This window comes from Arthrobacter russicus (assembly GCF_031454135.1).
Classification (GTDB): domain Bacteria; phylum Actinomycetota; class Actinomycetes; order Actinomycetales; family Micrococcaceae; genus Renibacterium; species Renibacterium russicum.
This window is the reverse complement of the sequence record NZ_JAVDQF010000001.1, coordinates 1,110,170-1,134,662: the sequence shown is the minus strand read 5'-3', so window position 1 is coordinate 1,134,662 and position 24,493 is coordinate 1,110,170. Positions and strand designations below refer to the sequence as shown.

Here is a 24,493-nt window from a genome sequence, read left to right as displayed (position 1 = left end):
TCGCTGGACTGATCCCGGTGCGGGATCAGTTTTCGCGAGGTGCGCGGCGTTTGATCAGGAAGTGCCAGCCAACCGCGGTCGCGGCAACCAGGAGCAGCAGCAGGCCGAAGATCATGGTGATCCCGGCCGGAGTTGCGGCGCTGCTGGAAATCCAATTGGTCAAGGGTGCGAATGGGCTGTTCCCGGTGCCTGAGGCAGTGAGGTTCAGGGTGTATTTCGCCCCGGACGGGGTCCCGGTGAGGATTAGTTGGTGCGCGCCGGCCGGCAGCGAAGCCGGCACCGTGAAGGTGTAGCTCGCCGAGCCGTCTGCCGCGGCGGAAGCGGTTTCGGTCAGTGCGATCGGGTCCGAGTGGAGTTCTCCGGCGATCGAGTCGCCCGCGGTGAAGGTTCCGGCCGGTGCCGCCACGGTGTAGCTTTTGCCTGCCTCGATACTGCCGCCCTCGCTGAGCGTCGGCGGGGTGCCGTTGGCCGCGCTGCTGGCGTTCGAGTTGGCCGCGGCGGTGTCGCCACCGGCTGCTGCGCCGGCATTCGATCCGGAGGCGGCCGTCGAACCATTCGCGGTGGCGCCGGCGTTCGCGCCAGAGGAAGTGGCGCTGCCGTTGGCTCCGGATGCGCTCGCCGAACCGTTCGTGGTGCTGCCGGCATCCGAACCGTTCGCGGTGCTGCTGCCATCTTTGGCGGTGGTCACGCTGACTTCGTCGGACATCGGAGAGGCGTTGTATTTTTCGTCATCCGCAGCAGGCGCGTATTTGGCGGTGTAGCTGTATTTCGTGCTGGCGGTCAGCCCGCTGGCCTTGAACGAAGCCTTTCCTGCGGAAACAGCTGCCGTGCCGACGGACTTGCCGCCGGAGAAGAATTCGACGCTGCCCTTGGCATCGGATGCCGTTCCGCCGGCGGCAGCCGAATCGACCTCGGCGGTGAGCGTCGCGCTGGTCGGCTCGGCGGAGGCGCCGTTGAGCTTCACCGTGGTGTCGGCCTTGGGCGCTGGAACACTCCAGTTCTTGGCCGCATCGGTTTTGAAAGCAGTCCAGACGACGATGGGTTTCCCGTCGCTGAGCGTAAAGGTCATATCCGAGCCGTATACCGAACAGGCCAGGCCGAAACTGTAGGTGTGGTTGGCCTCCAACGCGGCTCTCACGTCGGGGATGCTCGCCGATTGCGCGGTGGCGTAGCTGCCGAAGGTCGACACATCGAGCAGGTCCGATTCGAAAACCGGGCCGGAAAGCGACACCGGTGAATCCGGTCGGGAGATCTTGTAGGCGCTGCGAACCGTCGACGTCGCGGTCACGGCAGGAAGCTCGCTGCCGGGCTCCGTGATGAACGGAGTCAGAAAATCGCTACCGGAAGGGCAGGTCACCTTCGCGCTCAACTTGACCATCGGCGAAGGGTCTCCGGCGTTGCCGCTCGCCCAAGAGCCGGAACTGGGTTGCAGGACAAGTGTGGCGGATCCGCCGGAGGTTGTCTGGTCTGCGGCGTTGGCAACCGAAACCCCGCCGATGGCCAAAGCCGGGACTAGCAGCGAGATTCCGAGCACGAGCGCGAATTTTCCGGATTTCTTGATCAACACGACGGAGCTTTCTCTAGGATGCGAGCAATCGACGGGAGGTGCTGGGGGGTAACCAGACGGGCGGCGGACTGGGAGTCCGCCGCCCGTCCGTGGTTACTGGTTCGAGTGGTGCTTAGTGCTTGAACTTGGACTGGTGCGAAGCCAGGCCGGCGCCGACGGTCGGGTCGCCGACGTAGCTCAGGGTGAGGAAGCCGTAGCTCTTGATCAGGTTGATCGCGGCGGGCTTCTTCAGGTCGGACTTCAGCACCGTGGTGGCGAGCGCCGAGTTGGAGGTGTACGCGGCGGTGGTCACCACGTTGTAAGTGTCGCGGGCGAAGGTGCCTGCAGCGGTAGACGGTTCGGCCGAGGTGCTGCCGTAAAGCGCGCCCGGGGTCAGGCTGGAGCCGCTGCCGGCGGTCGGAGCCAAGGTGTTGACCGAGGCAAGGATCTCGTCGTTGGTGATGGTGTTGGTGGCAACGCCATTCTTCTGGCCGATCCACTGTGCAGCCGAGAACGGGATGACATCGCCGTTGGCGGTCAGCTGACCGCCGTCGTTCTCAGCGCCCACCGTGGTGACGCAGGAGCCCGGGGTGGCCACGCCGATTGCCTTGAGGAAGAAAGCGCGGGTGCCCGAGCTGGCCTGCGGCAGTTTGGCGTTGACCGTGACCGTGGTGGTGCCCACGGTGATGGTGTTCGCACCGGCGACGCAGCTGTAGATGTTCGCCAGCTGCTGGGTTGAAACATCGACGCTGCCGGCGGCCGAGGTCTTGACTGCCAAGCTGACCGCGTCGCGGGCGAACGGCAGGTAGGTCAGGTCGGTGCCGTCTTTGGCAGCGCCGGAGGACGAACGGGCGAAATCGACCTGGTTGGTGATGTCGACACCCTGGTAGTTGTGGTTCGAAGCATCGAAGGAAGCGCTCAAAGCCTGAACGCCGGCGCCGGAGCCCTGCGGACGGTTGAACGAAGGGCCGGAGCTCTTCGTCTGGATCGTGGCGGACGGGGCGGGCGGGAAGGCATCCCAGGAAGCAACGGACGGGCTGACCGTGCCGTTGGCCAAGCCGTTCCAGACTGACTGGGTGGTGTCCGAGCCGACGGCCGCGTAGGTGCGGTAGTCGGTGGCCGACCCCGGATCGGCGACAGCAGCGGAAGAACCGATCAAACCAAGGGCAACGACGCCGACAGAAACGGCACCGGCGAGCGAAAGAACAGACTTCTTCATTCTCGGTATATCTCCTTGATAGAATGCTTTGTTACTACGTTACTACAGACGCGGATTACCTCTGTAGTTTTTGGCCCGTCCCGGCTCTAACCCGGGGCGGGCCATCCTCGTCAAGACATGGCTATAGCCAGCCTTCAACAAGGAAGTTCTGATGATTCACTGTGAGATTGCTGGATTATCTCTGAGCAACCTGAATCCATTCTGCTGCGCGGCCCGCCCGCTCCGTCCACGCGAACACGAAGTACCGCTGGCCGTTGGGTGAACATTGGGTGTCGCGGCTTTCTTTTCTGAGAAATTGCGACCCTCGGTTGTGAAATCACCGGGAAGACCCCACGGATTGCGCGGTTTCGGCCAAATGCGCCATCGGCAAAATCGCCAACGCATTCTGCAAAGCGCGTTCCCGGTCGCGTTCCATCCGGAACCAGCGCGAACCGAAAACGACTGGTCGTCCGGCGAGGCTGCCGCGCCACGTCTGCGTGCCTTCGGAGCCGTCGACGACGGCGTCGAACTCCATCCGGGCGGCGCTCTGCTGCGCGTCGGCGGCGTCGGCCTGGGCGTCGGCGAATCGGAAGAAGAGCCCCGCGCTGCGCGCCAATTCGCGGTTGTTAGAGGTCAGGAGCCGCCAAGCGAAGACCCGGTCCACATCGAATTCCTGGCCGAAGTCTTTGGGTTCGATCGGTTTCCACGCGGCACCGATGCTCGGGTCGAAAGCCTCGTCGTCGAGGCTGGAGCCCGCGATCAACCGGCCTTCGATCACCCGATTGCGATGCCGGAGCCAGCTATGCAAAACGAGGTCCTGGGAATTGCTGAAGGACGCAACCATTATGCGAACGACGGACATGAAGGCACTTTCGAATGAAGATGGAAAAAGCGAAGCCCCCAAGGGTTCTAACCCTTGGGGGCTTCGCTGAATTCGCCGCCAGGCTTACATGAAGAAGATGCGTCTAAATGGTTAACTTTCCGGCCTGGGAATTTCTCAGCCGGCGCTTGGCTGCCGCACAATCGAAACGTCGTCGCCGGCCAACAGCATGGTGCGTCCCTGACCGTGGTCCAAATGCACCCAAACCACAGAATAATCGGCGGTGTGTTCGTCCACCACGCCGGCGGTGGCCGCGCCGTGCGGATACTCCAGGCGAATCCGGTCACCGGCTTTGAGTTTGCTCCGTTGGCTGTGGTTCATGACGCTCCCCATGGTGTCTATTGGTTATCGGCATGAGCCTAACCAGAGCGGGTGAACTGCCGGTGAACTCAGGCCGGAAGCTGGGTACTGGTCAGTTCTTCGGCAGCGTCCCAGAGTCTGCGGGCCACTTCGTCGTCGCGCATCCGGCGATTGAGCCCGGCGACGCCGGTCGGGCCAACCAAGCCGAAGCGGCCGGAGGGTCCGTAGTAGCCCTTGTTGATGGCTTCCGGGCTGGTGGCCGCGTAGAGCATCGGTTCGGCACCTTGCTGCGGTTCCTGCGAAGGCAGCAGGCCCAGCCGGGTAAACCAGGCATTGGTCGGCTTTTCCTGGCCCAGGCTGGCACCGGCAGTCTGCAGATTGGTATTCGTGAAGCCCGGGTGCGCAGCATTGCTGATCAGATCCCAGCCGCGTTCCAGCGCTACATCCGCCAGGCGCCGGGAAAGCATTAGGTCGGCGAGTTTGGATTGCGAGTAGGCCGCGGCGCTGCGGTACTTGCGGGTCCAATTCAAATCGTCGAAATTGATTTTTCCGAAGTTCGCCATCCCGCTGCTCATCGTGGTGATCCGCGGGCGCGCAGCCTTCAGTGCCAGGGGGAGCAGTCGATTGGTCAGTGCGAACGGGCCCAGGAAATTGCTGCCGAATTGCAGCTCGAAGCCGTCCTTGGTGGCGATTCGGCTGGGCGGAGTCATCACTCCGGCATTGTTGAGCAGCAAATCGACCGGCCTGCCGTCGGCGATCATGCCGTCCGAAAAGTCCTTGATGCTGGCCAGGTCCGCGAGGTCGATGCGCCGGACCTCGAGGTCGGCCGTGGGATGGATGCTGCGGATGTCGGCCGCCGCAGCGTCGCCCTTTTCCGGCGTGCGGACCGCGAGGATGACTTTCGCGCCGGCTCCGGCGAGCCGGGTTGCAGCTTCCTTGCCAGTGCCGGAATTGGCGCCAGTGACGATGGCGAGTTTGCCGCTTTGGTCTGGAACGTTGTACATCGGGTGCTCCGTATCTGAAGTTTCTAACTGGTTGGTTGATAATTAGTAAAACTGCTTTTGACTTGTTTGTCAACTAACTGGTTAGTAATATCGAGTCATGGCACGTGATGCACAGGCAACCAAACAGCGGCTTCTCGAGGCGGCGATCCAAGAGTTCTCCCAGTACGGCATTGCCGGTGCCCGGGTGGACCGGATCGCCGCTGCAGCGGGTTCGAACAAGGCGCAGATCTATACCTATTTCGGTTCCAAAGACGGGCTTTTCGAGGCGGTTTTCGAGGCGATGGTGATCGCGGTCATCGATCAAGTGCCCATCGATACGGCCGACCTGCCCGGCTATGCCGGCCGATTGTTCGATTTCTCGCTGGCCCGGGCCGAGCAGATGCGTTTGGTGTTCTGGGACCAATTGGAGCGGCACGGCGCTGGCGTCCGCAGCAGCGAGGTCCTGGCCGCGGGCGAGCGCAAAGCGGCGTCGATCAAGCAGGCGCAGGAGGCAGGGGTCATTTCCGGTGATCTGCCGGCGCAGGTCTTGCACATGATGGTGAGCGCCCTGGTCACCCAGACGGTATTCCAACTTCCGCCGGATCATTCCGACGCCGACCGGGAGGATTTGCGCCGATCAGTGGTCACCGCCGTCGGCCGGCTCAGTCAGCCCTGAGCCAAACCCGTATCAGCAAACTGCACCCGCACCTCGCACCCCTCCTCCTCGCGCGAACGCACACTTGGCGCGGGTGTTTTCCGAAAACACTCGCGTGAACTGTGCGCTCGCGCGAGATTTTGGCCGGCCCTTGCGTTGGAGTGCACTCCAAGTCGTAGCGTGAGGCCATCGGCACTTCAGCGAAAGGAACGCCATGAAGAAGATCGCTTTGGGTTCGCAGGGCCTGGAAGTTTCGCGGCTCGGTTTGGGCTGCATGGGGATGAGTGCGTTTTACACCGGAGCGGGCACGGACGACGCCGGCGCGGTCAAGACGATTCATCGCGCCTTCGACCTCGGGGTCACGTTTTTCGATACTGCGGAGATCTACGGTCCGTACACCAATGAGGAATTGGTCGGTTCGGCGCTGGCGGACCGGCGCGACCAGGTGGTGATTGCCACCAAATTCGGCAATATCGACCACTCTGCGGGTTCGGTGCGCGGGCTGAACGGCAGGCCGGAGAATATCCGGCTGGCCGTGGAAGGCTCGCTCAAACGGCTCGGCACCGACTATATCGACCTGTACTACCAGCACCGGATGGATCCGAAGACGCCGATCGAAGACACGGTGGGCGAGTTGGCGAAGTTGGTCGAGGAAGGCAAGATCCGTTATTACGGGCTGTCCGAAGCGGCGCCCGCGACGATCCGCCGTGCGCATGCCGTGCATCCGGTGACCGCGTTGCAGACCGAGTATTCGCTCTGGTCCCGGGATCCGGAGGCTGAGATTCTGCCGACGGTACGCGAACTGGGCATTGGATTCGTACCCTATTCGCCACTGGGCCGCGGATTCCTGACCGGCACGATCCGCAGCGTGGATCAGCTGGACGAGGACGATTTCCGGCGCAGCAACCCGAGGTTCGCCGGGGAGAATCTGCAGGCAAACATCCGTTTTGTCGAAGCGGTCGACGCGGTTGCCGCCGAGGCCGGGGCGACCCCGGCCCAGGTGGCCTTGGCGTGGCTGTTGGCGCAAGGCGATGACATCGCGCCGATTCCCGGTACTCGGCAGATCAAGTATTTGGCAGACAACGTCGGGGCGGATGCGCTGGTGCTCTCGACCGGGCAGTTGGATCGGCTGGCTTCGTTGCCCGCGGCAGTAGGGGAGCGGTATCCGGAGGCCGGCATGGCGGCGTTGAATAAATAGCCCCCGATCCCAACGCGAGTGCACACGTGCGCACTCGCGCCCTTTCGTGTCGAACTCCGTTCGCCACGTAGGGACCCAACGCGAGTGCACACTTGGTGCGGATGTGTTCCGGAAACACCCGCACCAAATGTGCACTCGCGCGTTGGGTTGAAAGGAGGGAGTTACTTCTCCATGTGGAAATCGTTCGGGTGCGGACCGACTCGGCCCGCTTTGTCCAAGGCGTCCACGACGGCCATCTCGGCATCGCTGAGCTCGAAATCGAAGACATCGATGTTCGCCGCGATCCGTTCCGGGGTAACCGACTTGGGGATCACCACATTGCCGGTTTGCAGGTGCCAGCGAATGATCACCTGGGCCGGCGATTTGCCGTGCGCCGCCGCGATTTCGGCGAGTGCGGCATCTTCCAGCAGATGGCCCTGGGCCAGCGGGCTCCAGGCCTCGGTGTGGATGCCGTGCGCCTTGCCGAAAGCTCGCAATTCACGCTGCTGCAAATTCGGGTGCAGTTCGATCTGGTTGATCGCCGGAACCGTGCCGCCGAGATCGATGAGCTTCTGCAGGTGGTCCTGCTCGAAGTTGGAGACGCCAATCGCTTTCGCCTTGCCGGAAGCGTAGATCTCCTCGAAAGCCCGCCAGGTGTCGGCGTACAAATCGTGGTTCGGCTCGGGCCAGTGGATCAAATAGAGATCCACGTAATCCAGCCCCAGCTTGTTCAGGCTCTCGTCGAAGGCGGCCAGAGTCTTCTCGTATCCCTGTTCCGCGTTCCACAACTTGGTGGTGATGAACAGCTCGGACCGGTCGACGCCGGACTCTGCGAGGAACTGGGCGACGGCTTGGCCCACCCCGGCTTCATTTCCGTAGATCGCCGCGGTGTCGATGCTCCGGTATCCGGAGTTCAGCGCGCTGAGCACCGCTGCGGTGGCCTGGTCGTCCGGCACTTGCCACACGCCCAGTCCGAGCTGGGGCATGCTGACGCCGTTGTTGAGGGTGACGTTGGGGACGTTGACGGTCACTGAGTATTCTCCTTGGGATTTCGGCTTACTTTGGCGGCAACCGGAGGGTCAAGGATCTTATTCCGGTTCCGAGGTGGGATTTCGCTGGGAATCCAGCGGCCGTGCGAAGTGCGCGACGGCTTGGGCCCTGGGTCTAGAGCCATTTCTTGGCTTTGAAGATCAGGAACATGCCGCCGGAGAGCAGCGCCATCAGGAAGATCGCGAAGGGATAACCGAAGTCCCATTTCAGTTCCGGCATGATCTCGAAGTTCATCCCGTAGACACTGGCCACGAAGGTCGGCGCGAAGAAAATCGCCGCCCAGGAGGAGATCTTCTTGACCTCTTCGTTCTGTTTCGCGCTGACCTCATTGAGCCGGTTCGCGGTCAGCGTGCCGTCCACGGTGAGCGCGTTCTGCAGCAATTGCCGGAAGCCGTCGGCCTTGGTGTTCAGCGAGGCCACATGATCTGCCACATCGCGCAGGTTCCGCTGCAGCTCGATGTTCACATCGTACTTTTCGAACCCGCCTTTGAGTTGTTCCATGATCGCTTGCAGCGGTTGGATGGCGCGCTGGAACAGGATCACTTCCCGGGAGAGCTTGTAAATACGCCGGGAAACCTGGGGGTCGCCGGCGAACAACTGGTCTTCGATTTCATCGATATCGTTCTCCAAGCCGGCCACCACCGGTCCATAGTCGTCGACCACTTGGTCCAGGATCGCGTAGAGCACCGCCTCCGGGCCGAGCGCCAGGAGCTCCGGTTCCGCCTCCAGTCGTTGCCGGACCTGGGCCACCCCCGAGGTTTCGGCATGCCGGATCGTGATCACGAAATCTTTGCCGGTGAAGATGTGCAGCTCGCCGAACTCGACCTCTTCCTCGGAGTCCAGGTAGCGGGCCGGCCGGAGTACGGTGAACAGATTGTCGTCGTACCGTTCGAGCTTCGGCCGTTGATGCGCGGCGATTGCGTCTTCGACCGCGAGTTCGTGCAGTCCGAATTCCTCCGCGACCGAAGCCATTTCTTCCGCCGTCGGCCGGTACAGCCCGATCCAGGCCATCCCGCCGCGCTCGGCGAGGGTCTCATAGGTCTGCTGCAGGCTTACCGGATCGGCGGTACGCCGCCCGTTGACATACACGGCGTTGTCGATGATGGTCACGGTCCATTATCAACTCATCCGGGCGTGGATTTCCGTTTGGCCATGCCGTGCAACAGCGGCTCGACCCGGTACGGGATGTGTTCGTGCAGGGCGAGCGACGTTTCAGTGCGGATCACACCGCGGATCCGCAACACGGTCCGCAGCGCGCTCTGCAGATGCTGCACGTCGCGTGCCGCGAGCCGGCACCAGACGTCGCCACGGCCGGAGATCTCGTGCACCTCGAGCACTTGCGGCTGTTTCCGCAAGGCGGCGATCACGCCGTCCAGCTCCCGGTGGCTGACTTCGATGGTGACGAACGCCACCACGTCATAGCCGACGACGGCGAGGTCCACTTCGCGTCCGCCGTCGCGGAGCACGCCGGATTTGAGCAGGCGGCGGATCCGGGATTGCGCGGTGTTGCGGGCCACGCCCAAACGGTCGCTCAGCTCGCCGATCTGGGCGCGGGGATCGGCGATCAACTCGAGCAGCAGGGCGAGGTCGGTGGCGTCCAACTGATTCATATGATCAGTATTCCGCATCGCAAATCGTCATGATTGATTATTTTTACCAATTTGAAAGAATTTCTTGGTGTTTTGGGTCAGCAATGACGCAATCTGATGGCTGAAAGCATCAAAAGTGCTTGAACTTTTCGTCACCACAATGTGATCGGGAACACATGACCATTCTTTCGGAACTCAGGATGCGGCCCGCCCTGGCTGGCAGCCGGGGTTGGGACGCTTCGCGCTCCACTCGTTTGGTGCTCGCCGGCGCCACGCTTTTCGTGCTGCTGATCGGCGCCAACTTGGCGACGCCGCTCTATCCTCTGCTGCAGAGTTCCTTGGGCTTGGACTCCTGGGCGGTGAGCATTGCGTTCAGCGCCTATGTGTTCTCGCTCATTGCCGGCTTGCTGGCCGCGGGCCATTGGTCGGATCACATCGGCCGCCGCGCCGCCTTGCTGATTGCGGTGCTGCTCGGCCTGGCCGGGGGAGTGCTGTTCGGTGCGGCGCAGGATCTGCTGGGCTTGAGCCTGGGCCGGGCCTTGCAGGGTCTGGGTGTGGCCTTGGCTACCGGAGCGAGTTCCGCGGCCCTGCGCGAGCTGCTGCCCAGCCGGCCCGAATGGGCGTCCCGATTCACCCTGTTCGCTTCCTCCGGCGGAGTCGCTGCCGGGCCGCTGGTGGGTGGTCTGCTCTCGTTGTTGCCGGAGCACACCCGAACGCCGTTCTACCTGCACGCGGTGCTGCTGCTGGTTTTGCTGGTTCCCTTGACCGTGCTCCGGGCCCGCCCGGCGATCGCGTTTTCCAGTAACGACGGCGCGACTCCGACGGTCAAAGCGCTGGCGCCGCGCCGGCCTTCGGTTTCCCGGGAGGCCAGAAGCCAATTCTGGACCGCCTCTGCCGTGGGGTTCCTGAGTTTCGCGGTCTTCGGCTTCTGCCTGTCCCTGGCGCCGGGCTATTTCGCGCAGATCGTCGGCACCGACTCGCGCCCGTTGATCGGACTCCTGGCCGGCCTGACGCTGGCTGCCTCGGCGTTGAGCCAGTTGTTCCGCGCCGGCGGCAAGTTCTTGGCGCCGGCGGGCCTGTTGGTGTTGGCGGCATCGCTCGGGTTGTTGGGCGTCGCCGGAGCCACCGGGAGTGGTTGGCTTCTGGTGGTCTCCTGCCTGGCCGCGGGAGCGGGCCAGGGTTTGGCCTTCCGGGTGGTCTTCAATCGGGTGTCATTGGCGGTGGAGCCGGCCAAGCATGCGCAGATCGTGAGCACGGTTTATGTTCTGACCTATCTGGGCAGTGCGTTTCCGGTGCTGGGCTTGGGGGCGGCCGCCGCGCGGTGGGGTTTGCCCGCGGCGATCCTCGGATTCATCGCCTTGGTCGTCACCGCACTTCTGGCGCTGAGCGCGGTCCTGCTCCGAGGCGCGCTGGACCGCCGTTGAGCAGGGTCGGCAATTTCCAAAGAAGTCTTTGCAAAGAAATGCTTGCAAAGACTTCTTTGCAAGCGTAATCTCGAGACATGAGCACGCCAGCGGAGCAGAGTCCGACAAGTCGCAGATCCAATGCGCCCCGGGATCTCGATATGGCCTCGCTGAAGGCTCTGGCGCATCCGCTGCGGGTCAAAATCCTGAATACGCTGTCCCAGTTCGGCCCGCAGACAGCATGCAGTCTGGGCGAGCTCCTGGACGAGTCCAGCGGTTCCACCAGCTACCACCTGCGGCAATTGGCCAAACACCGGCTGGTCGAAGAGATCGAAGGCAAAGGGACCACCCGGGAACGTTGGTGGCAGCGCACGCCCGGCGGGATCAATATCCCGTCATCGAGGTCCTTCAGCAGCCCGGACATGGTTGAAGCCGTGCGCTTGATCGACCGGAACTACGCGGCATACCGCTCCGAGTTGCTGGCCGAATTCACCAGATACGGCGACGACGTGCTGGACCTGGATTGGGCGCAGGCCAGTTCATCCGGCACGGCGACCTTGCCGATGAATTCCACCCAGCTCGCGGATTACGTCGAGAAGATCAACGAATATTCGCGGACCCTGCTCGACCAGATCAAAGCCGTCGGAGAACTCGAAGGCCAACGGGCGGTGCAGATCCATATCAACGCATTCCCGATTCTGGACCCGCGGCTGGACGCTTTTCCGGAACCGGCCGAGGTGCCGACGAACCCAACCGAGGAGCAATCATGAACAAGGACCGTTTGCCCCGCCGCCGGCGCAGCGTCATCGCTTCAATGGCGGAATCGACCGGAGTCGCGCTGCAGGATTGGGCGACCCGGCACGATCAGAAACCGATTGATTCGACTATTTTCCGGGAGCGCGCGGAGAGTGAATCGGCACGGATACAAGCCGAAATGCACATCCGGAATCTGCGCTAGCCCGCGCCGCGAACGGCTCAGAGCGGCCCGGGGTAACCCGGCATCTGCTCGAACACCAGGGTGGTCTCGGTGTGGCCGACCACCGGATCGGTGGTCAGGTTGTCCAAAACCCAATCCCGCAGTGCGCTGGCACTGGGCACCGCGATGTGCAGCAGGTAGTCTACCGATCCCGACGTGTGGAAGGTGGTCAGCACCTCGGGGAGCTTCGGCACCGTGGAGGTGAACCGGTCGATTTCCACCCGATCGTGCGCGCGCAGCTGGACCGCGACCAGGGCTTGCACCGAGCGGCCGATCGCGGCCAAGCTCACTTGTGCCGAGAACCCGGTCACGGTACCGCGTTCAACCAAAGCCCTGGTGCGCATGAGCGCGGTGGACGGCGCAATGCCCACCGCGTCGGCGACATCCCGATTCGTGATCCGGGCATCGGCGATCAGCAGATCGACGATCTTCCGGTCGATTTCGTCCAGGATTTCCGCGCCGTAGGGGAGGTCATTTTTCGGCTGATTCGTCTGCGCCATAATAGTCACCCATTCTAACGGCTCGGTCCGCCGGACGAACCGGAAAGCCGCGCAATGATTTCCGCAGTGCTGCCGGAACTGGTTTTCGCAAATCCGGTGCCGGCCCAGAGGTTGACGCCGTCGGGATCTCCGGCGGCTGCCGCAGCGGCCCGGATCGGCGAGGTCAAATGGTGGATCTGCGGGTATCCGTTCGGCGCGTCCCGGTGTTCCAGGAGAAACCGGTTCGCCAGGCCGCGGGCCCATCGGCCGCTGAACGCCCGGGTGCGGGCGGTTTCCGGATACTCGCCGCCGGCCAGGGCCGCCCGGTGCACTGCCCGGGTCCCGGCCTCGTCTGCCAGCAGGAAAGCGGTGCCCAGTTGCGCCGCCGAAGCGCCGGCGTCGAGCGCGGCGGCGACTCCGGCGGCGTCGGCGATGCCGCCGGCTGCCACCAGAGGCAGTTTGCTGACCTGCCGGACGGCGGCGAGCAGCTCGCCGAGCGGCGCCTTGCCGGGCTTCGCGTCGAGGTCGAGGAAGGCCGCACTGTGCCCGCCGGCATTGGCATGCTGCACAATGAGCGCGGTGGCGCCGGCCGCAGCGGCGGCACCTGCTTCCACCGGCGTGGTCACCGAAGCGATGACTTCGGTGCCCAGCGAGCGCAACCGCCGGGCTTCGGCCGCGCTGGGCAGGCCGAAGGCGAAGCTGGCGAATGGCACTGGTTGTTGGAACAGCAGGTCCATTTTCGCGGACCACGCGTCGGTGTCCGGCTCGGTGGCCAACTCCGGGAGCCGGATGCCGTAGCGGGCAGCTTCATGACGGAGTTTTTCGCGATAGCCGCGCACTGCCTGCTGGTCCACCGGGCGCGGGTCCGGGACGAAGAGATTCACGCCGAACGGAACCCCGGAGTCGGCCAGCCGGTCCAGCTGCCCGGCCAATGCCTCGGCGGTTTTGTAGCCGCCGGCCAGGAACCCGAGTTGGCCGGCTTGGCCGGCCGCAACGACGAGTTCCGGGGTGCTCGGGCCGCCAGCCATCGGCGCCACGATGATCGATGACGAAAACATGATCCTCCTGCCAACTATCCTTAGGGACGTGAACTCAACTCCTGTACCGGTTTACCACGTTGCCCCGGCGATCATCGGCCTGGACATCGGCGGTAGCAAAACCCGCGGCATTCTCTGGTCCGACGGCGAAGTGGTCGCCGATGAACAAACTGGCAGCGCCAATGTGCAAAACGTCAGTGTGGACGAGGCGCGGGAAAATCTGCGCGTGCTGTTTTCGCGTTTCCCCGCGGGCTCCGTCGATCGCGTGTTCGCCGGTTCCGGCGGAATCGACACCGAGGCCGACGCCGAAGCGCTGGCTGCGCTGATCCGGCCCAACGTGCCGGGAGTGCCGGTGACCGTGGTCCATGACACCAGGCTGCTGCTGGCCGCGGGCCATGCCGATACCGGGGTCGCGGTGATCGCCGGAACCGGTTCCGCAGCTTGGGGCATCAACGCCGGGGGCGAGCAGGCCCGGGCCGGCGGCTGGGGCTATCTGCTCGGCGACGAAGGCAGCGGCTACTGGTTCGGGCGGGAGGCTGTGCGGCACAGCCTGCACCGGATGAATCTGGGCTTGGCACCGGATGGGCTGACCAAGGCCTTGCTGGCGAAATGCGGATTGGCCGAGCCCGGCGAGCTGATCGCGCATTTCCACTCCGGCACGTCGCGGCGTTACTGGGCCGCGATGTCGCCCTTGGTCTTCGATGCGGCAGCGGGAGGCCATCCGGAAAGCAGCGCGATGATCGAACGGGCCGGTACCGATTTGGCGGAACTGGCCGCCCAGGTGGCGGGGCAGCTGCGGGTCCAGGGCCCAATCGTGCTCGGGTCCGGACTGGGCATGCATCAACCGCCCTTGCAGGAGGTCTTCCGGCGGCAGCTGGCTGCCAGCGGCTACCACGAGGTCCGGGTGCTCGACCAGGATCCGATCTTCGGCGTCCTGGATCTCGCCGCGCAGACCGGCTGAACGCACTGGCCGGTGGTTAGGTCTGCGGGTTGCGCCGGCGCGGGGTGAGTTTCACGGCGGGCAAAGGCGGCGCCGGGATCCGCCCGGCTTCGGCACCGGCCTCTGGCCCATGCCCGGCGACCACCGGGAACCGAGCCGAGGCGGTGTCCTGGCTGACGGATTCCCAATCCGCCCGGGCAGCCTCGATTTCGGTCTGGTTGCGGGCGACGAAATTCCACCACATGAGCAGATCCTCGCCGAACGGCTCGCCGCCGATCAGCAAAAATTTGCTGTCTGCCGCAGCCCGGACGGTCAACTCGGCGCGACCGGCACCGAGGAAAGCCAATGGTCCGGCGGGAATTGTCGTGCCGTCGATTTCCAAGGTGCCATCGAGAACCAGGATCGCGTGTTCGAAAAGCCGGTTCAGCGGTACTGTCGAGCTGCGCGCCGAGCATTCAAGCTGCGCGCCGACGATCGGACTGAACGTGGTGGCGGGCGAGCGCAGCCCGGCTAACTCGCCGAGTAACACGGTAACTGACAGGCCATCGATCGTGCCGACGGGCAGTTCGCGGTGCTGCTCGAAGCTTGCTGCACGGTGCCGAGATTCCTCGGGCAAGGCCACCCACAATTGCAGGCCGCGCATGGTGCCGACGGCAGCATCGTCGGTTGACTCGCCCAGCCAGGAAAATTCGCTGTGCGCCACGCCGTTGCCTGCGGTCATCAGATTAAGCTCGCCCGGCCGGACTAAGACGTCCGAGCCGAGAGAGTCCCGGTGCCGAATCATTCCGGACAGTGGCCAGGTCACGGTTTGCAGGCCAATGTGGGGGTGTGGCAACACCGACATGTTTGGGGCAGCCGGACCGAAGCTGTCCAGAAAGCACCACGCTCCAACGGTCGGCATGCCGCGCTGCGGCAGCGTCCGTGCCACGGTGACGCCGCGTACTCCGCCCAGTGGTACATTTCGCGCCGGCCAGAGCTGCACGCACGGTGTCGATGGGGTGGAGCCGGGACAGGACACCGGTTCCGGGTTGAACTCCACGTTAGTCACCAGACCAGTTTAGGCTGCTCTGGGGCGAGCAGTACTGGCTCGGAGCTACCGGGGCGGCTTAGCCGTGTCGGACGACTGCCGACTTTGCAGTTTCGGTTGCCGTGGTCATGTCGATGATGAACCGAGCCACCAGTTGAAGTTCTTCGTCGGTGTAACCAGCCATCGCCCTACTGAGATGCTTGGCCAAAGGGCCGAAGAGCGCGCGCCCGGTTCCCTGGGCCTTTTCCGTGCTTCGCAAGTGCACTTGCCGCCGGTCAGCCGCGTCCCGATGGCGTTCCAAATGCCCTGCCCGCGTCAAACGATCGATGAGTGCGGTGGTGGCCGGGGAACTCAGGTTCAAAGCTTGCCCCAATTTTCCGGGTGTTGCCGCTTCTCCGGAGCGGGCCATTTTCGCCAGGTGAGCTAGTGCATTGAGGTCGGTGCGGTGCAGGCCATTGTGGTGGCTGACCTCCTCGACGAAGTGATCCGTCTGGACGGTGAACTCTTGCAACAACCGGAGCAGCTGCTCGCTCAGCTCGCCGTGGTCGGGATTATTTGCTTCTGCTTCATTCATGAGTATTATCTCCATCATGGAGAGACTTGATGCTGGAACTTCTTCCTATGATCTGGCACGGAACGCCGATGCGGCAAATGCTGAGCCTTCGACCGGACGCGCCAAAGATTGGCGGCCACGCCGTTGGCTGCGGCTCACCTTGCCAGCGATGCTGCTGCTGCTCTGGTTGCTTGCGGCCTCGTTCGGCGGGCCGACGTTCGGTAAACTCTCGGGTGTTTCGACCAATGACCAATCGAGTTTCCTGCCGGCCAGCGCAGAGTCAACTGAAGCTAGCGAATGGCAGAAGAAGTTCTCCGATTCCGGGGCAATCCCAGCGATTGTCTTGTTCAGTTCGAGCAACGAGCTGACTCCCGGTCAGCTAGCTGAACTGGGTGAGTTCGGCAGTGCGCTCAGCGCAGTCCCCGGTCTTCAGGGGCCACCGACACCGGGAACCAGCCCAGTGGCCGGGCCTCTCCCCTCGCAGGATGGCAAGGCCGTGGAATTCATCGTCCCGGTAGCGGACACGGAGAACCTCAAAACGGTCGTCGCCGCTCTGCGGGAGAGCGTAGAGCAGAACACGCCAGCCGGGTTGACGTCCTATGTCACGGGGCCGGCCGGACTCAGCGCGGATTTGAGCAGCGCGTTCGGCGGCATCGACGGAATACTTCTGCTCGTGGCATTGCTTGCGGTGCTGATCATCCTGCTGATTGTCTACCGCTCAATAGTGCTGCCGTTCTTGGTCTTGCTTACTTCGGTCTTTGCCTTGACCGCATCGATTCTTCTGGTCTATGCCTTCGCCAGTTGGGGCTGGATCGTGCTCAACGGGCAAAGCCAGGGCATCTTGAGTATTTTGGTGATCGGTGCGGCGACTGACTATTCGTTGCTTTTAGTCTCCAGGTTCAAGGAGGCGCTGCACCAGGTCCAGGACCGGTGGGCGGCGATCGGACGAGCCGTGAGGGCGTCATGGGAGCCGATCCTGGCCTCCGCCGGAACCGTCATCGTGGCTTTGCTCTGTCTTTTGATCTCCGACCTGAACTCCAATCGTAGTTTGGGCCCGATTGCCGCGATCGGCATCGTTTTTTCGTTCACCGCATCCTTGACGCTGCTACCGGCGCTCTTGGTGTTGTTCGGCCGGGCCGCCTTCTGGCCCTTTCGTCCTGCAGTCAGATCAGCTGAAGAAGGAACGCATCGCAAGCTTTCGCCGTCGGCCGCAGTCCCCGGATTGGCCGGAATTTCCGGGGCGTGGCGGCGGGTCGGATCCATGGTGGCGCGTCGCCCCCGGATCAGTTGGATGGCTGCCGTCCTGCTCCTAGTCGCTGGTGCTGCCGGGGTGCTCCAGTTACAGGCGAATGGCGTGCCGCAGACTGCATTGATTTTGAAGCAGTCCGATGCGGTAGACGGGCAGAAAGCACTCGCCCAGCATTTCGACGCTGGTAGCGGAAGCCCGGTAGTCGTGATTGCGCAGCAGGCTTCGCAGGAGCGCGTGATCGAAAAGCTGGAGCAGACGCCGTTGATCTCCTCCGTCTCGGTGTATCAGGGATCGGGCCGGCCAGACCCCGAGGCCTTACCTCTGGTCAGGGAGGGCCGGGTGCTCGTCAATGCGACCCTGGACACCGCTGCAGACTCTGCCGAAGCGGAGAACACGGTACTTCAGCTGAGGAGTGAACTGAAGCAGATCGACAGCGGAATCCTGGTCGGCGGTGCGACCGCGGTGGCACTGGATACCAATCTGACCGCGCAAAGCGACTTGTTCAAGATCATCCCGCTAGTGCTCGTCGTGATCTTGCTGATTCTCATGCTTTTGTTGCGTTCGGTGTTGGCGCCGGTCTTGCTGATCGGCTCAGTCGTTTTGAGTTATTTGGCAGCTCTGGGCGTCTCAGCTCTTGTTTTCAATAACCTCTTCGGGTTCCCTGGAGCCGATGCCGCGGTGCCGCTTTTCGCCTTCGTCTTCCTGGTTGCCCTGGGCGTCGACTACAACATCTTCTTGATGACCAGAGTCCGCGAGGAATCATTGCGGATTGGCACCAGGCCCGGTGTGCTACGTGGTCTGGGCGTCACCGGAGGTGTCATCACTTCTGCCGGCGTGGTTCTCGCGGCGACCTTCGCCGCCCTCGGCGTGATTCCGATCCTCTTCTTGGCTCAGATCTCATTTATCGTGGCTTTCGGAGTGCTTCTGGATACCCTGATCGTGCGGTCAATCCTGGTCCCGGCGTTGGCTTACGACTTGGGTGCGGTGATCTGGTGGCCATCCCGATTGTCCCGGCGCCAGTAGCCGGGTTGGACTCCAGACCAGTCACCTGATCGGTTTAGTCGGTTCGGTGGCCAGCGCGCCAGACGGCAGAGTGCTTGCAGGGTCGAAGAGCCGGAACGGGATGCCTAGCGCATATTTCCTAATTCGAGCAGCAAGACGCCAGTGATGATCATTCCGATGCCGAGCACCATGGTCCGGCTGAGCGGCTCTTTGAAGATCAATCTGCCCAGCGTCGCGGTGAGCGCAACTCCCGTTGCGGTCCAAATTCCGTACACGATGTTCAGCGGCAGACCCATCCGGAGCGTGACCGAGAGTAAGGTCAATGCCGTGGTGTAGCCGGCGACGACAGCGATGTACCAGCGTTTATGGCCCAGGCTGGCGAGTTTGAGCGAAAGAGTTCCGGAAACTCCCGTGACGATTGCGACGAAGAGGACAATCCAGGCCATTAGTTATCCGGTCCTAGCGCTGCAGCTTTTTGGATTGCCTTCTGTGATCCGATCTGAACGACGAGAACCCCGCCCATAATAATGGCTAAGCCAAGGCCCATCAACGGGGTGAAGTTTTCCCCGAAGATCAACGTGGCCAGAATTGCGGTGAGTGCGACTCCGGTGGCTCCCCAAAGACCATAGGCTACGCCCAACGGCATGCCGTGTCGCAACGTCTGGGACAGGCTGTAGAAAGCGATGAGAAATCCTAGGACGACTAGGGCATACCACGCTGGGTTGGTTCCGGAGGCTTTCATCGACAATGACCCGATGACTTCAGTAACGATGGCGGCGGCCAAAAATAGCCATTTTTTCATTGTGTAGCTTTCTTGAAGTGAGAAAATCAAATCATCCGGTCCGGTGGGACGACCTGACAGGTCGTCCCACCGGACCGGATGATTTTTTCTGAACGAATCAGTCGGTAGCGTCGAGTTCTGCGATGATTTCTTCGGCAACGCTTTTGCCGACGCGCAAGGCGCCATCGACGTGCTGGAAGCTCGGCCCGGCCAAGTCCGAACTGGCCCAGTGGATGGGACCGATCGGAGTGCGAAGATCGACACCGAATCGGCTGAGCCCGCCGATGTCGAAGCTGGTGCCGTAAGCGCCCCGGGTCCACTCTTCACTAGCCCAATCCGATTCGTAGTAGACCTCGGGTTCCAGAGCCTCGGGGCCAAGGTAGTTCGCGATCGAGTTCAGGATTTTTTCCCGGCGTTCTTCGGCCGGCAGCCGGAGCAACGGCTCTACCGCCTCGTCGCCGATGAAACCAACTAGGGTCCCTTTGGGGTCCTGATAGTTACTGTTGTCAAGGACGTCTTTGACGAGTTCGCCGAGTCCGGTGCCAGCGCCGGAGAGGCCAGCATCGCGCCAGAACGGACGGTCGTAAACCACATGGGCTTTGATAACCAGGCCCATCGAAAGATGTTGCATGAGTTGCTGTTTGATGGCCGGCAATGGCGGGCTGTAAGAAATTCGATCATAAAGATTCGGCGGCACGGCAACGATTGCGCGCCGAGCTCGGATCCGGTAGTTTTTTGATCCGTCGGTGCCATCGGCTTCGACCACGACAGAATCGTCTTCCCAAGACAGGGCTTGTGCCGGCGCGCCGAGTAGTACCGGATCAGGTAGCTGCTTGGCCAGCTTCTCGCTCACCGACTGCATGCCGCCAACCACTCGAGATTCGACGATGTTGTCCGCCAAAAAGGCGCTGAAGACCCCTGCTGAGGCGGCGAACTGCATCGCCTGAAGCGCGGAGAAGTCGTGCGCTGGCTTGGTGAGCCACGCCACTGGGACCAGGCGGGTCAGAAGGTCGCGAGCCAAGGCATCGTCGGACTTTGTTTCGAGCCAGCTTTGGAAGGAAATGGTATCGAGTTCGTGGGCCTGCGGATGCGTCCACGGTGCGTCCGGATCGATTTCTGAGGACAACTCGTCGAGCACGCCAATGAGCCGGTTCATTTCTTGTTGGCTCTGCTCCGAAATCGGAAAGTTCTCCCCGGAGTAAACATGGCGTGTGCCGTCCTCGTCCAAATAAACTCCGTCTCCCTCTCCGTAGAGCGGAAATTCCTTGAGGCCGAGTTCGGGCAGTAACTCCTTCAAAACCTTGTGGTTCGGACTGATCCACTGGCCACCCACCTCGAGGAATGCGCCATCGACGGTCTTGCTCCAGGTTCTGCCGCCGACTCGGTCACGGGCCTCCACCACGGCTACTTCGAGCCCCGCTCCGGTCAAAGTGCGCGCGGCCATCAGACCGGCAGGTCCTGCGCCGACCACCACAACATCGACATTTAGTTCGGTTATTTCGAACTTTTCTATGGCTACGTTCGCCTTCATATTGGTCTCCTCTTGGTCGTCGTTCTGATTGCGGATAAAAATTTGCGAGTAGATTAGGCTCTGGCTACGGTTAGTCGAATTGGAACCAGGTTGTTTTGGCTGCTGTGTAGTTGTCGAAGGCTTGGAGCGAGAGGTCGCGTCCGAATCCGGATTGCTTGAAGCCGCCGAAGGGAGTGGTGTTGTGGACGGCGTTGACGGTGTTCACTGATATCGTGCCGGCGATCAGATCGCGCGCTACTCGGTGGGCGCGGGACAGATCGGCAGTCCAGACCGAGGCAGCCAGTCCGTACACCGTGTCGTTGGCAAGTGCCACTGCTTCGTCTTCGCTGTCGAAGACTTGCAGGGTCGCGACTGGCCCAAAAATCTCCTCGTGGTGGGCGGGGTGCTCGCGTGGAAGATTTTTCAGCAAGGTCGGTTCCAAGTAGGCGTCGGAGCCGGAGATTTCCAATCGTTCACCGCCGAAGGCGATCTCGCCGTCTTGGCGGCCGCGGGTGATCCATTTTTCGACGTTGTCGGTATGTTTGCGGGTGATCAGCGAGCCGTTGCCTCTGGTGCCGGAGAGCGGATCCACTGGGGCGTAGGCGGCAGCGGCTTTTTTGAGTAGGCCCTCGAATTCTTCGAGGATGGAACGCTCGACGAGGATGCGTGAGTTGGCCGAACAAACCTGACCCTGGTTGTAAAAGGATCCGTAAGCGGCCATCTCGGCGGCTGCCTGCAAGTCGGTGGTGTCGGCAAACACGATATTGGAGCTTTTGCCGCCAGCTTCCAGGCTCAACCGCTTGAGGTTGCTCCGTGCGGAAGCTTCCAGCAAGGTTCGCGAGACTTTGGTAGAGCCGGTGAAGGCCAAGGCGTCGATGTCCATGTGGTTCGACAAAGCAGCACCCGCATCAGCACCGAATCCAGTGACGACGTTGAACACACCTTCTGGTACCCCGGCTTCGTACGCCAGCTCGGCCAGGCGCAAAATGCTCAGGCAGGACTCTTCAGAGGGCTTCAGCACCAAAGTGTTTCCCGAAGCCAGGGCGGGTGCCAACTTCCAAACAGCGAGATCAAGTGGGAAGTTCCAGGGCACGATCGCGGCGACGACGCCCAATGGCTCCCGGGAAACAACTGCGGTGGCCCCCGGGGGAACCACAGGAACTTCGCCCATCACTTTATCGGCTGCTTCGGCGTACCAGCGCAATGTTTCAAGGGCGCTGGGGACGTCGTCCTCCACGGTTTGCCGGATCAATTTACCGGTGTCTACGGACTCCAGTAGCGCCAGTTCATCCTGGTGTTGTTCGGCCAGTGCCGCGAAACGGAGCAAAATTTGTTTGCGGGACACAGCACTTGTTCTGGACCAAGTGAAAAAGGCCTCACGGGCTACGGAAACTGCTCGATCGATGTCTGCCGAACCACAGACCGCCATTTGAGCTACGACCTGGCCGTTAGCCGGGTTTAGCACATCGGCTTTTTGACCGGATGCCGCATCGCTGCGTTTCCCGGCGATGAACGCGCGGCCATCGGGCTGTAAGTCAGCTGCTCGTTGGCGCCAGTCGATGTCGCTAGTGGGTTTTCCGTTTTCCATCATTTACTCCTGAACCCGCGCTTCGCTTGTTTCGTTAGGATGCTGCTGCTCCTTAAATGGAACATCAATGTTCCATTTAAGTCAAGTGACTTCCACAATGGAGGGCGTATATTCATACTTATGCCGTTTTCTGCTGATCAATCACTTGTCGAATCGGGCACCCGATCCCGGACTCGAACCGCGATCGTCGAGGCCGCGATCGAATTGTTGCCCTCGAATCCGTTTGCGACGCTCGTAGAAGTCGCTGAGGCTGCTCAGGTCGGTCGCACGACCTTGCACCGATATTTTCCGATGCGAGCGGAACTGCTCACTGCGGTCACGGAGCTGGCTCTGCAAAGAATCGATAGAGCAGTCGAAATCGCCGAACCGGAACGTGGCCCGTTCCTCCCCGCCGTTCGCCGGACAGTGGACGCGTTGCTAGAACACGGTCCGATTGTGATGTTCATCTACTCGGAGCCGAACCTGTTCCCCGAAGCGGTCCGCTGGGAGAAAATCACCCAGCAGCAGGGCTATCTGCTGGGCCGTCTCTTCGCGCGGGAAGAGTCACATTTCCGTGCCGGGCTGACTGCCGCCTGGGCCACCAAAGTATTCTGGTCATTGCTCTACTCGGGCTGGGAGATGTTGGAAGAGACAACCAACAGCCGTCAAGAAGTGATCGAGTCGATCATGATCACTTTTGCCAACGGCGTCCTTGCCAACGTCGAGCAGAATGACTAAATTGATGCCGATAACTTTCGACACCCGCCCTGCAGCCTATGCCGTAATCGTTCAAAACGGCAAGATTCTCCTGCCGTACTGGAGCGAAAACAACCAGGAAGGCTGGACACTGCCCGGCGGCGGCCTGGACTTGGCCGAACACCCGGTGGACGGCGTGATCCGGGAAGTCTTCGAGGAGACCGGGTTCCGGGTCGAGGTCGCCGGATTGCTCGGCGTCGACGTCTGGAGCATTCCGGCTGCAGATCGGATGGACGGGGCTGAACGGCCCCTCGAATCGATCCGGTTCGTCTATGAGGCGACGGTCACCGGCGGCGAACTGACTGATGAGTTGGACGGCACCACGACGCACGCTGCTTGGATCTCCTTGGCCGAGGTGCCGGCATTGAACCGGGTGTCGCTCGTGGACGCCGGACTCAGGTTGTGGCGGGAACGCCCGCGGACCCGGCAGCTCGGCCCAAAGCTGGCTTGATCGGCGGCTACGCGCTATTCTCTAAACAACCGCGAACCGAGGAGGTGGCCTGATGACCGTCATTGACTTCGTCCTGACTTCATTCGAAATCAGCCAGCCCGCCCCGTTCGCCATGCGTCGATAACGATTTTCCGCATGCTCGGGGCACATTCCCGAGGAATCAACCATGACACTGTCCACTCAGGACAACTCCAGCAGCAACCGCATTTCCAGTTCGGCGTTGGCCGAATACGGACTCACCCCTGAACTGTCCGCACAATTGCACGACGGCGAATGGCCGGCCCGGGTGGTTCGGGCCGATCGGCTCTTCCTGCAAGTCGTCACCGAGCATGGCCCAGCCCGGGTGTCCAGACCGCGCGCCGCCGCCCACCAAGACCCGGGCGCGACCGGCGATTGGCTGGCTCTGCACACCGGGGCCAACGGCGAACCCGAGGTGGCCCGGGTGCTGCCGAGAACTTCGCAATTGATCCGGAAAGCCGCTTTCGACAATTCCACCGAATCCCAAGTGCTCGCCGCGAACATCGACTTGATCGGCGTCGTGGTGCCGATCGACCGGGCGGTCTCGGAGAACCGCTTGGAGCGGATGCTGGTGGCAGCTTGGGACTCCGGGGCGACGCCGCTGATCATCCTGACCAAAGCGGACCTGGCCGACGGGGTCAATGGCAACCGCGACGTGGTTGCGGACGCTTTGCGCTTCGCCACCGGCGTCGAGGTGTTCACCACCAGTGCGGCCGAAGGCGATGGAATCGAGCAGTTGCGGCAGCGGGTCCTCGCGTCCGCCCATGCCGCGACGCTGACCTTCCTGGGCCCCTCCGGGGCCGGAAAATCGAGTCTGATCAACGCTTTGGTCGGAGCCGAAGTCCAAGGCACTGGCGAGGTCCGGGAGGGCGATTTCAAGGGCAAACACACCACCACCTCGCGGGAACTGATCCCGCTGCCTGGCGGCGGGGTGCTGATGGACACCCCCGGCGTCCGGGGTTTCCAAACCGTGGACGCCGAGGAAGGCATCACCGCGGTGTTCGGCGATATCGAAGCGCTTTTCGCGGACTGCCGGTTCAGCGATTGCGGGCACGGGAGCGAGCCTGGGTGCGCGGTCCAGGCTGCGATCGGCTCGGGTGCTTTGGAACCGCGGCGATGGCAGAGCTATCAGAAGATGCAGCGGGAGATGGCCCGGCTGGCAACGCGCAAGGAGGCCGCAGCTGCTCGGGCCGAATCGCGGAGCCGGGGCCGGGAGTACCGCAACTTCAAAAAGATCCAGGAGCAAAGCCGGCGCCAGCGCTACTGAGCGGCCGGGCGCAGAGATCCGGAACGGAGAATATTACGGAGCGAGTACGGATTGTTCCCGAGGGGTCGGCGGGGTTCATATTGTCGGAACCGGTGGTTA

The 24,493-nt window shown here is 62.4% G+C and carries 26 protein-coding genes; 10 read left to right on the top strand and 16 right to left on the bottom strand.

What is annotated here, in order from left to right:
* Positions 1-25 precede the first annotated feature (25 nt).
* The 5 genes from JOE69_RS05285 to JOE69_RS05265 form a co-directional block, all read right to left on the bottom strand.
* Positions 26-1,567 (bottom strand): hypothetical protein, encoded by a 1,542-nt coding sequence (locus tag JOE69_RS05285; protein ID WP_309796685.1) that lies wholly within the window; start codon positions 1,565-1,567, stop codon positions 26-28.
* A 112-nt stretch (positions 1,568-1,679) separates the two neighbouring features.
* Positions 1,680-2,765, bottom strand: a complete 1,086-nt coding sequence (locus JOE69_RS05280) for a hypothetical protein (RefSeq protein WP_296365392.1) — start codon at positions 2,763-2,765, stop codon at positions 1,680-1,682.
* 316 nt (positions 2,766-3,081) lie between these two features.
* Complete coding sequence (locus JOE69_RS05275; RefSeq protein WP_296365390.1) at positions 3,082-3,552, bottom strand: hypothetical protein; 471 nt, start codon at positions 3,550-3,552, stop codon at positions 3,082-3,084.
* Between the two features lie 189 nt (positions 3,553-3,741).
* Positions 3,742-3,945: a hypothetical protein gene (locus JOE69_RS05270; RefSeq protein ID WP_296365387.1), complete on the bottom strand. Its 204-nt coding sequence runs from the start codon at positions 3,943-3,945 to the stop codon at positions 3,742-3,744.
* A gap of 68 nt (positions 3,946-4,013) precedes the next feature.
* On the bottom strand, positions 4,014-4,928 hold the full coding sequence (locus JOE69_RS05265) for an SDR family oxidoreductase (RefSeq protein WP_309796682.1): 915 nt from the start codon (positions 4,926-4,928) through the stop codon (positions 4,014-4,016).
* A gap of 97 nt (positions 4,929-5,025) precedes the next feature.
* Between JOE69_RS05265 and JOE69_RS05260 the strand changes: the two genes are divergently transcribed.
* Positions 5,026-5,583, top strand: coding sequence for a TetR/AcrR family transcriptional regulator (locus JOE69_RS05260; RefSeq protein WP_309796681.1), 558 nt, complete (start codon positions 5,026-5,028; stop codon positions 5,581-5,583).
* 193 nt (positions 5,584-5,776) lie between these two features.
* Entirely contained in the window at positions 5,777-6,760 is a 984-nt protein-coding gene (locus JOE69_RS05255; protein ID WP_309796679.1) for an aldo/keto reductase, read from the top strand.
* Positions 6,761-6,921: 161 nt separating this feature from the next.
* Here the strand turns inward: JOE69_RS05255 and JOE69_RS05250 are convergent, their stop codons facing one another.
* The 3 genes from JOE69_RS05250 to JOE69_RS05240 form a co-directional block, all read right to left on the bottom strand.
* Positions 6,922-7,725, bottom strand: a complete 804-nt coding sequence (locus tag JOE69_RS05250; RefSeq protein ID WP_309801179.1) for an aldo/keto reductase — start codon at positions 7,723-7,725, stop codon at positions 6,922-6,924.
* 178 nt (positions 7,726-7,903) lie between these two features.
* Positions 7,904-8,899, bottom strand: a complete 996-nt coding sequence (gene corA / locus JOE69_RS05245) for a magnesium/cobalt transporter CorA (RefSeq protein ID WP_296365375.1) — start codon at positions 8,897-8,899, stop codon at positions 7,904-7,906.
* A gap of 14 nt (positions 8,900-8,913) precedes the next feature.
* Positions 8,914-9,399 (bottom strand): Lrp/AsnC family transcriptional regulator, encoded by a 486-nt coding sequence (locus JOE69_RS05240; protein ID WP_296365373.1) that lies wholly within the window; start codon positions 9,397-9,399, stop codon positions 8,914-8,916.
* 155 nt (positions 9,400-9,554) lie between these two features.
* On the opposite strand from JOE69_RS05240, the gene JOE69_RS05235 reads away from it, so the two are divergent.
* The 3 genes from JOE69_RS05235 to JOE69_RS05225 all read left to right on the top strand — a co-directional run bounded on the left by JOE69_RS05235 (position 9,555) and on the right by JOE69_RS05225 (position 11,739).
* Positions 9,555-10,802: an MFS transporter gene (locus JOE69_RS05235; RefSeq protein WP_309796677.1), complete on the top strand. Its 1,248-nt coding sequence runs from the start codon at positions 9,555-9,557 to the stop codon at positions 10,800-10,802.
* A gap of 77 nt (positions 10,803-10,879) precedes the next feature.
* The gene (locus JOE69_RS05230) at positions 10,880-11,551 is read left to right on the top strand and encodes an ArsR/SmtB family transcription factor (RefSeq protein ID WP_309796675.1); all 672 of its coding nucleotides are present in this window, start codon (positions 10,880-10,882) and stop codon (positions 11,549-11,551) included.
* A complete protein-coding gene (locus tag JOE69_RS05225) occupies positions 11,548-11,739 on the top strand; it encodes a hypothetical protein (RefSeq protein WP_296365369.1) in 192 nt (63 codons plus the stop codon). The genes JOE69_RS05230 and JOE69_RS05225 overlap by 4 nt, the downstream gene beginning before the upstream one ends.
* 17 nt (positions 11,740-11,756) lie before the next feature.
* Here JOE69_RS05225 and JOE69_RS05220 read toward each other — a convergent pair whose 3' ends face one another.
* Complete coding sequence (locus tag JOE69_RS05220; RefSeq protein WP_296365366.1) at positions 11,757-12,257, bottom strand: Lrp/AsnC family transcriptional regulator; 501 nt, start codon at positions 12,255-12,257, stop codon at positions 11,757-11,759.
* 14 nt (positions 12,258-12,271) lie between these two features.
* Complete coding sequence (locus JOE69_RS05215) at positions 12,272-13,294, bottom strand: nitronate monooxygenase (RefSeq protein WP_309796671.1); 1,023 nt, start codon at positions 13,292-13,294, stop codon at positions 12,272-12,274.
* Here JOE69_RS05215 and JOE69_RS05210 point away from each other — a divergent pair.
* Complete coding sequence (locus tag JOE69_RS05210) at positions 13,293-14,234, top strand: N-acetylglucosamine kinase (RefSeq protein WP_309801178.1); 942 nt, start codon at positions 13,293-13,295, stop codon at positions 14,232-14,234. The two genes, JOE69_RS05215 and JOE69_RS05210, sit on opposite strands and share 2 nt — an antisense overlap.
* Before the next feature lie 16 nt (positions 14,235-14,250).
* Here JOE69_RS05210 and JOE69_RS05205 read toward each other — a convergent pair whose 3' ends face one another.
* Both JOE69_RS05205 and JOE69_RS05200 read right to left on the bottom strand, forming a co-directional pair.
* The gene (locus JOE69_RS05205; RefSeq protein ID WP_343876527.1) at positions 14,251-15,261 is read right to left on the bottom strand and encodes a pirin family protein; all 1,011 of its coding nucleotides are present in this window, start codon (positions 15,259-15,261) and stop codon (positions 14,251-14,253) included.
* 58 nt (positions 15,262-15,319) lie between these two features.
* A complete protein-coding gene (locus JOE69_RS05200; protein ID WP_309796669.1) occupies positions 15,320-15,814 on the bottom strand; it encodes a MarR family winged helix-turn-helix transcriptional regulator in 495 nt (164 codons plus the stop codon).
* Positions 15,815-15,830: 16 nt separating this feature from the next.
* On the opposite strand from JOE69_RS05200, the gene JOE69_RS05195 reads away from it, so the two are divergent.
* On the top strand, positions 15,831-18,065 hold the full coding sequence (locus JOE69_RS05195; protein ID WP_374709674.1) for an MMPL family transporter: 2,235 nt from the start codon (positions 15,831-15,833) through the stop codon (positions 18,063-18,065).
* A gap of 104 nt (positions 18,066-18,169) precedes the next feature.
* Here JOE69_RS05195 and JOE69_RS05190 read toward each other — a convergent pair whose 3' ends face one another.
* The 4 genes from JOE69_RS05190 to JOE69_RS05175 form a co-directional block, all read right to left on the bottom strand.
* The gene (locus JOE69_RS05190) at positions 18,170-18,490 is read right to left on the bottom strand and encodes a DMT family transporter (protein ID WP_309796667.1); all 321 of its coding nucleotides are present in this window, start codon (positions 18,488-18,490) and stop codon (positions 18,170-18,172) included.
* Positions 18,490-18,984, bottom strand: a complete 495-nt coding sequence (locus JOE69_RS05185) for a DMT family transporter (RefSeq protein ID WP_309796666.1) — start codon at positions 18,982-18,984, stop codon at positions 18,490-18,492. The genes JOE69_RS05190 and JOE69_RS05185 overlap by 1 nt, the downstream gene beginning before the upstream one ends.
* On the bottom strand, positions 18,944-20,356 hold the full coding sequence (locus JOE69_RS05180) for a flavin monoamine oxidase family protein (protein WP_309796664.1): 1,413 nt from the start codon (positions 20,354-20,356) through the stop codon (positions 18,944-18,946). The genes JOE69_RS05185 and JOE69_RS05180 overlap by 41 nt, the downstream gene beginning before the upstream one ends.
* A 70-nt stretch (positions 20,357-20,426) precedes the next feature.
* Positions 20,427-21,923, bottom strand: coding sequence for an aldehyde dehydrogenase family protein (locus JOE69_RS05175; protein WP_309796663.1), 1,497 nt, complete (start codon positions 21,921-21,923; stop codon positions 20,427-20,429).
* Positions 21,924-22,043: 120 nt separating this feature from the next.
* Here JOE69_RS05175 and JOE69_RS05170 point away from each other — a divergent pair, with 120 nt between their 5' ends.
* The 3 genes from JOE69_RS05170 to rsgA all read left to right on the top strand — a co-directional run bounded on the left by JOE69_RS05170 (position 22,044) and on the right by rsgA (position 24,394).
* Complete coding sequence (locus tag JOE69_RS05170) at positions 22,044-22,640, top strand: TetR/AcrR family transcriptional regulator (RefSeq protein ID WP_309796660.1); 597 nt, start codon at positions 22,044-22,046, stop codon at positions 22,638-22,640.
* A 4-nt stretch (positions 22,641-22,644) separates the two neighbouring features.
* On the top strand, positions 22,645-23,109 hold the full coding sequence (locus tag JOE69_RS05165; protein WP_309796656.1) for an NUDIX domain-containing protein: 465 nt from the start codon (positions 22,645-22,647) through the stop codon (positions 23,107-23,109).
* Between the two features lie 166 nt (positions 23,110-23,275).
* Positions 23,276-24,394 carry a ribosome small subunit-dependent GTPase A gene (rsgA, locus tag JOE69_RS05160; RefSeq protein WP_309796654.1) on the top strand — a complete coding sequence of 373 codons (1,119 nt, stop codon included), beginning with the start codon at positions 23,276-23,278 and terminating at the stop codon, positions 24,392-24,394.
* The last annotated feature ends 99 nt before the right edge of the window (positions 24,395-24,493 follow it).

Coding starts and splice junctions, on each gene's coding strand:
- JOE69_RS05240 (WP_296365373.1), bottom strand. CDS start 9,399: ATGAATCAGTTGGACGCCACCGACCTCGCCCTGCTGCTCGAGTTGATC.
- JOE69_RS05170 (WP_309796660.1), top strand. CDS start 22,044: ATGCCGTTTTCTGCTGATCAATCACTTGTCGAATCGGGCACCCGATCC.
- JOE69_RS05215 (WP_309796671.1), bottom strand. CDS start 13,294: ATGTTTTCGTCATCGATCATCGTGGCGCCGATGGCTGGCGGCCCGAGC.
- JOE69_RS05260 (WP_309796681.1), top strand. CDS start 5,026: ATGGCACGTGATGCACAGGCAACCAAACAGCGGCTTCTCGAGGCGGCG.
- JOE69_RS05210 (WP_309801178.1), top strand. CDS start 13,293: ATGATCCTCCTGCCAACTATCCTTAGGGACGTGAACTCAACTCCTGTA.
- JOE69_RS05250 (WP_309801179.1), bottom strand. CDS start 7,725: ATGCCCCAGCTCGGACTGGGCGTGTGGCAAGTGCCGGACGACCAGGCC.
- JOE69_RS05200 (WP_309796669.1), bottom strand. CDS start 15,814: ATGAATGAAGCAGAAGCAAATAATCCCGACCACGGCGAGCTGAGCGAG.
- JOE69_RS05175 (WP_309796663.1), bottom strand. CDS start 21,923: ATGGAAAACGGAAAACCCACTAGCGACATCGACTGGCGCCAACGAGCA.
- JOE69_RS05220 (WP_296365366.1), bottom strand. CDS start 12,257: ATGGCGCAGACGAATCAGCCGAAAAATGACCTCCCCTACGGCGCGGAA.
- JOE69_RS05230 (WP_309796675.1), top strand. CDS start 10,880: ATGAGCACGCCAGCGGAGCAGAGTCCGACAAGTCGCAGATCCAATGCG.
- JOE69_RS05190 (WP_309796667.1), bottom strand. CDS start 18,490: ATGGCCTGGATTGTCCTCTTCGTCGCAATCGTCACGGGAGTTTCCGGA.
- JOE69_RS05270 (WP_296365387.1), bottom strand. CDS start 3,945: ATGAACCACAGCCAACGGAGCAAACTCAAAGCCGGTGACCGGATTCGC.
- rsgA (WP_309796654.1), top strand. CDS start 23,276: ATGACACTGTCCACTCAGGACAACTCCAGCAGCAACCGCATTTCCAGT.
- JOE69_RS05235 (WP_309796677.1), top strand. CDS start 9,555: ATGACCATTCTTTCGGAACTCAGGATGCGGCCCGCCCTGGCTGGCAGC.
- JOE69_RS05180 (WP_309796664.1), bottom strand. CDS start 20,356: ATGAAGGCGAACGTAGCCATAGAAAAGTTCGAAATAACCGAACTAAAT.
- JOE69_RS05265 (WP_309796682.1), bottom strand. CDS start 4,928: ATGTACAACGTTCCAGACCAAAGCGGCAAACTCGCCATCGTCACTGGC.
- JOE69_RS05225 (WP_296365369.1), top strand. CDS start 11,548: ATGAACAAGGACCGTTTGCCCCGCCGCCGGCGCAGCGTCATCGCTTCA.
- JOE69_RS05165 (WP_309796656.1), top strand. CDS start 22,645: ATGCCGATAACTTTCGACACCCGCCCTGCAGCCTATGCCGTAATCGTT.
- JOE69_RS05280 (WP_296365392.1), bottom strand. CDS start 2,765: ATGAAGAAGTCTGTTCTTTCGCTCGCCGGTGCCGTTTCTGTCGGCGTC.
- JOE69_RS05195 (WP_374709674.1), top strand. CDS start 15,831: ATGGAGAGACTTGATGCTGGAACTTCTTCCTATGATCTGGCACGGAAC.
- JOE69_RS05255 (WP_309796679.1), top strand. CDS start 5,777: ATGAAGAAGATCGCTTTGGGTTCGCAGGGCCTGGAAGTTTCGCGGCTC.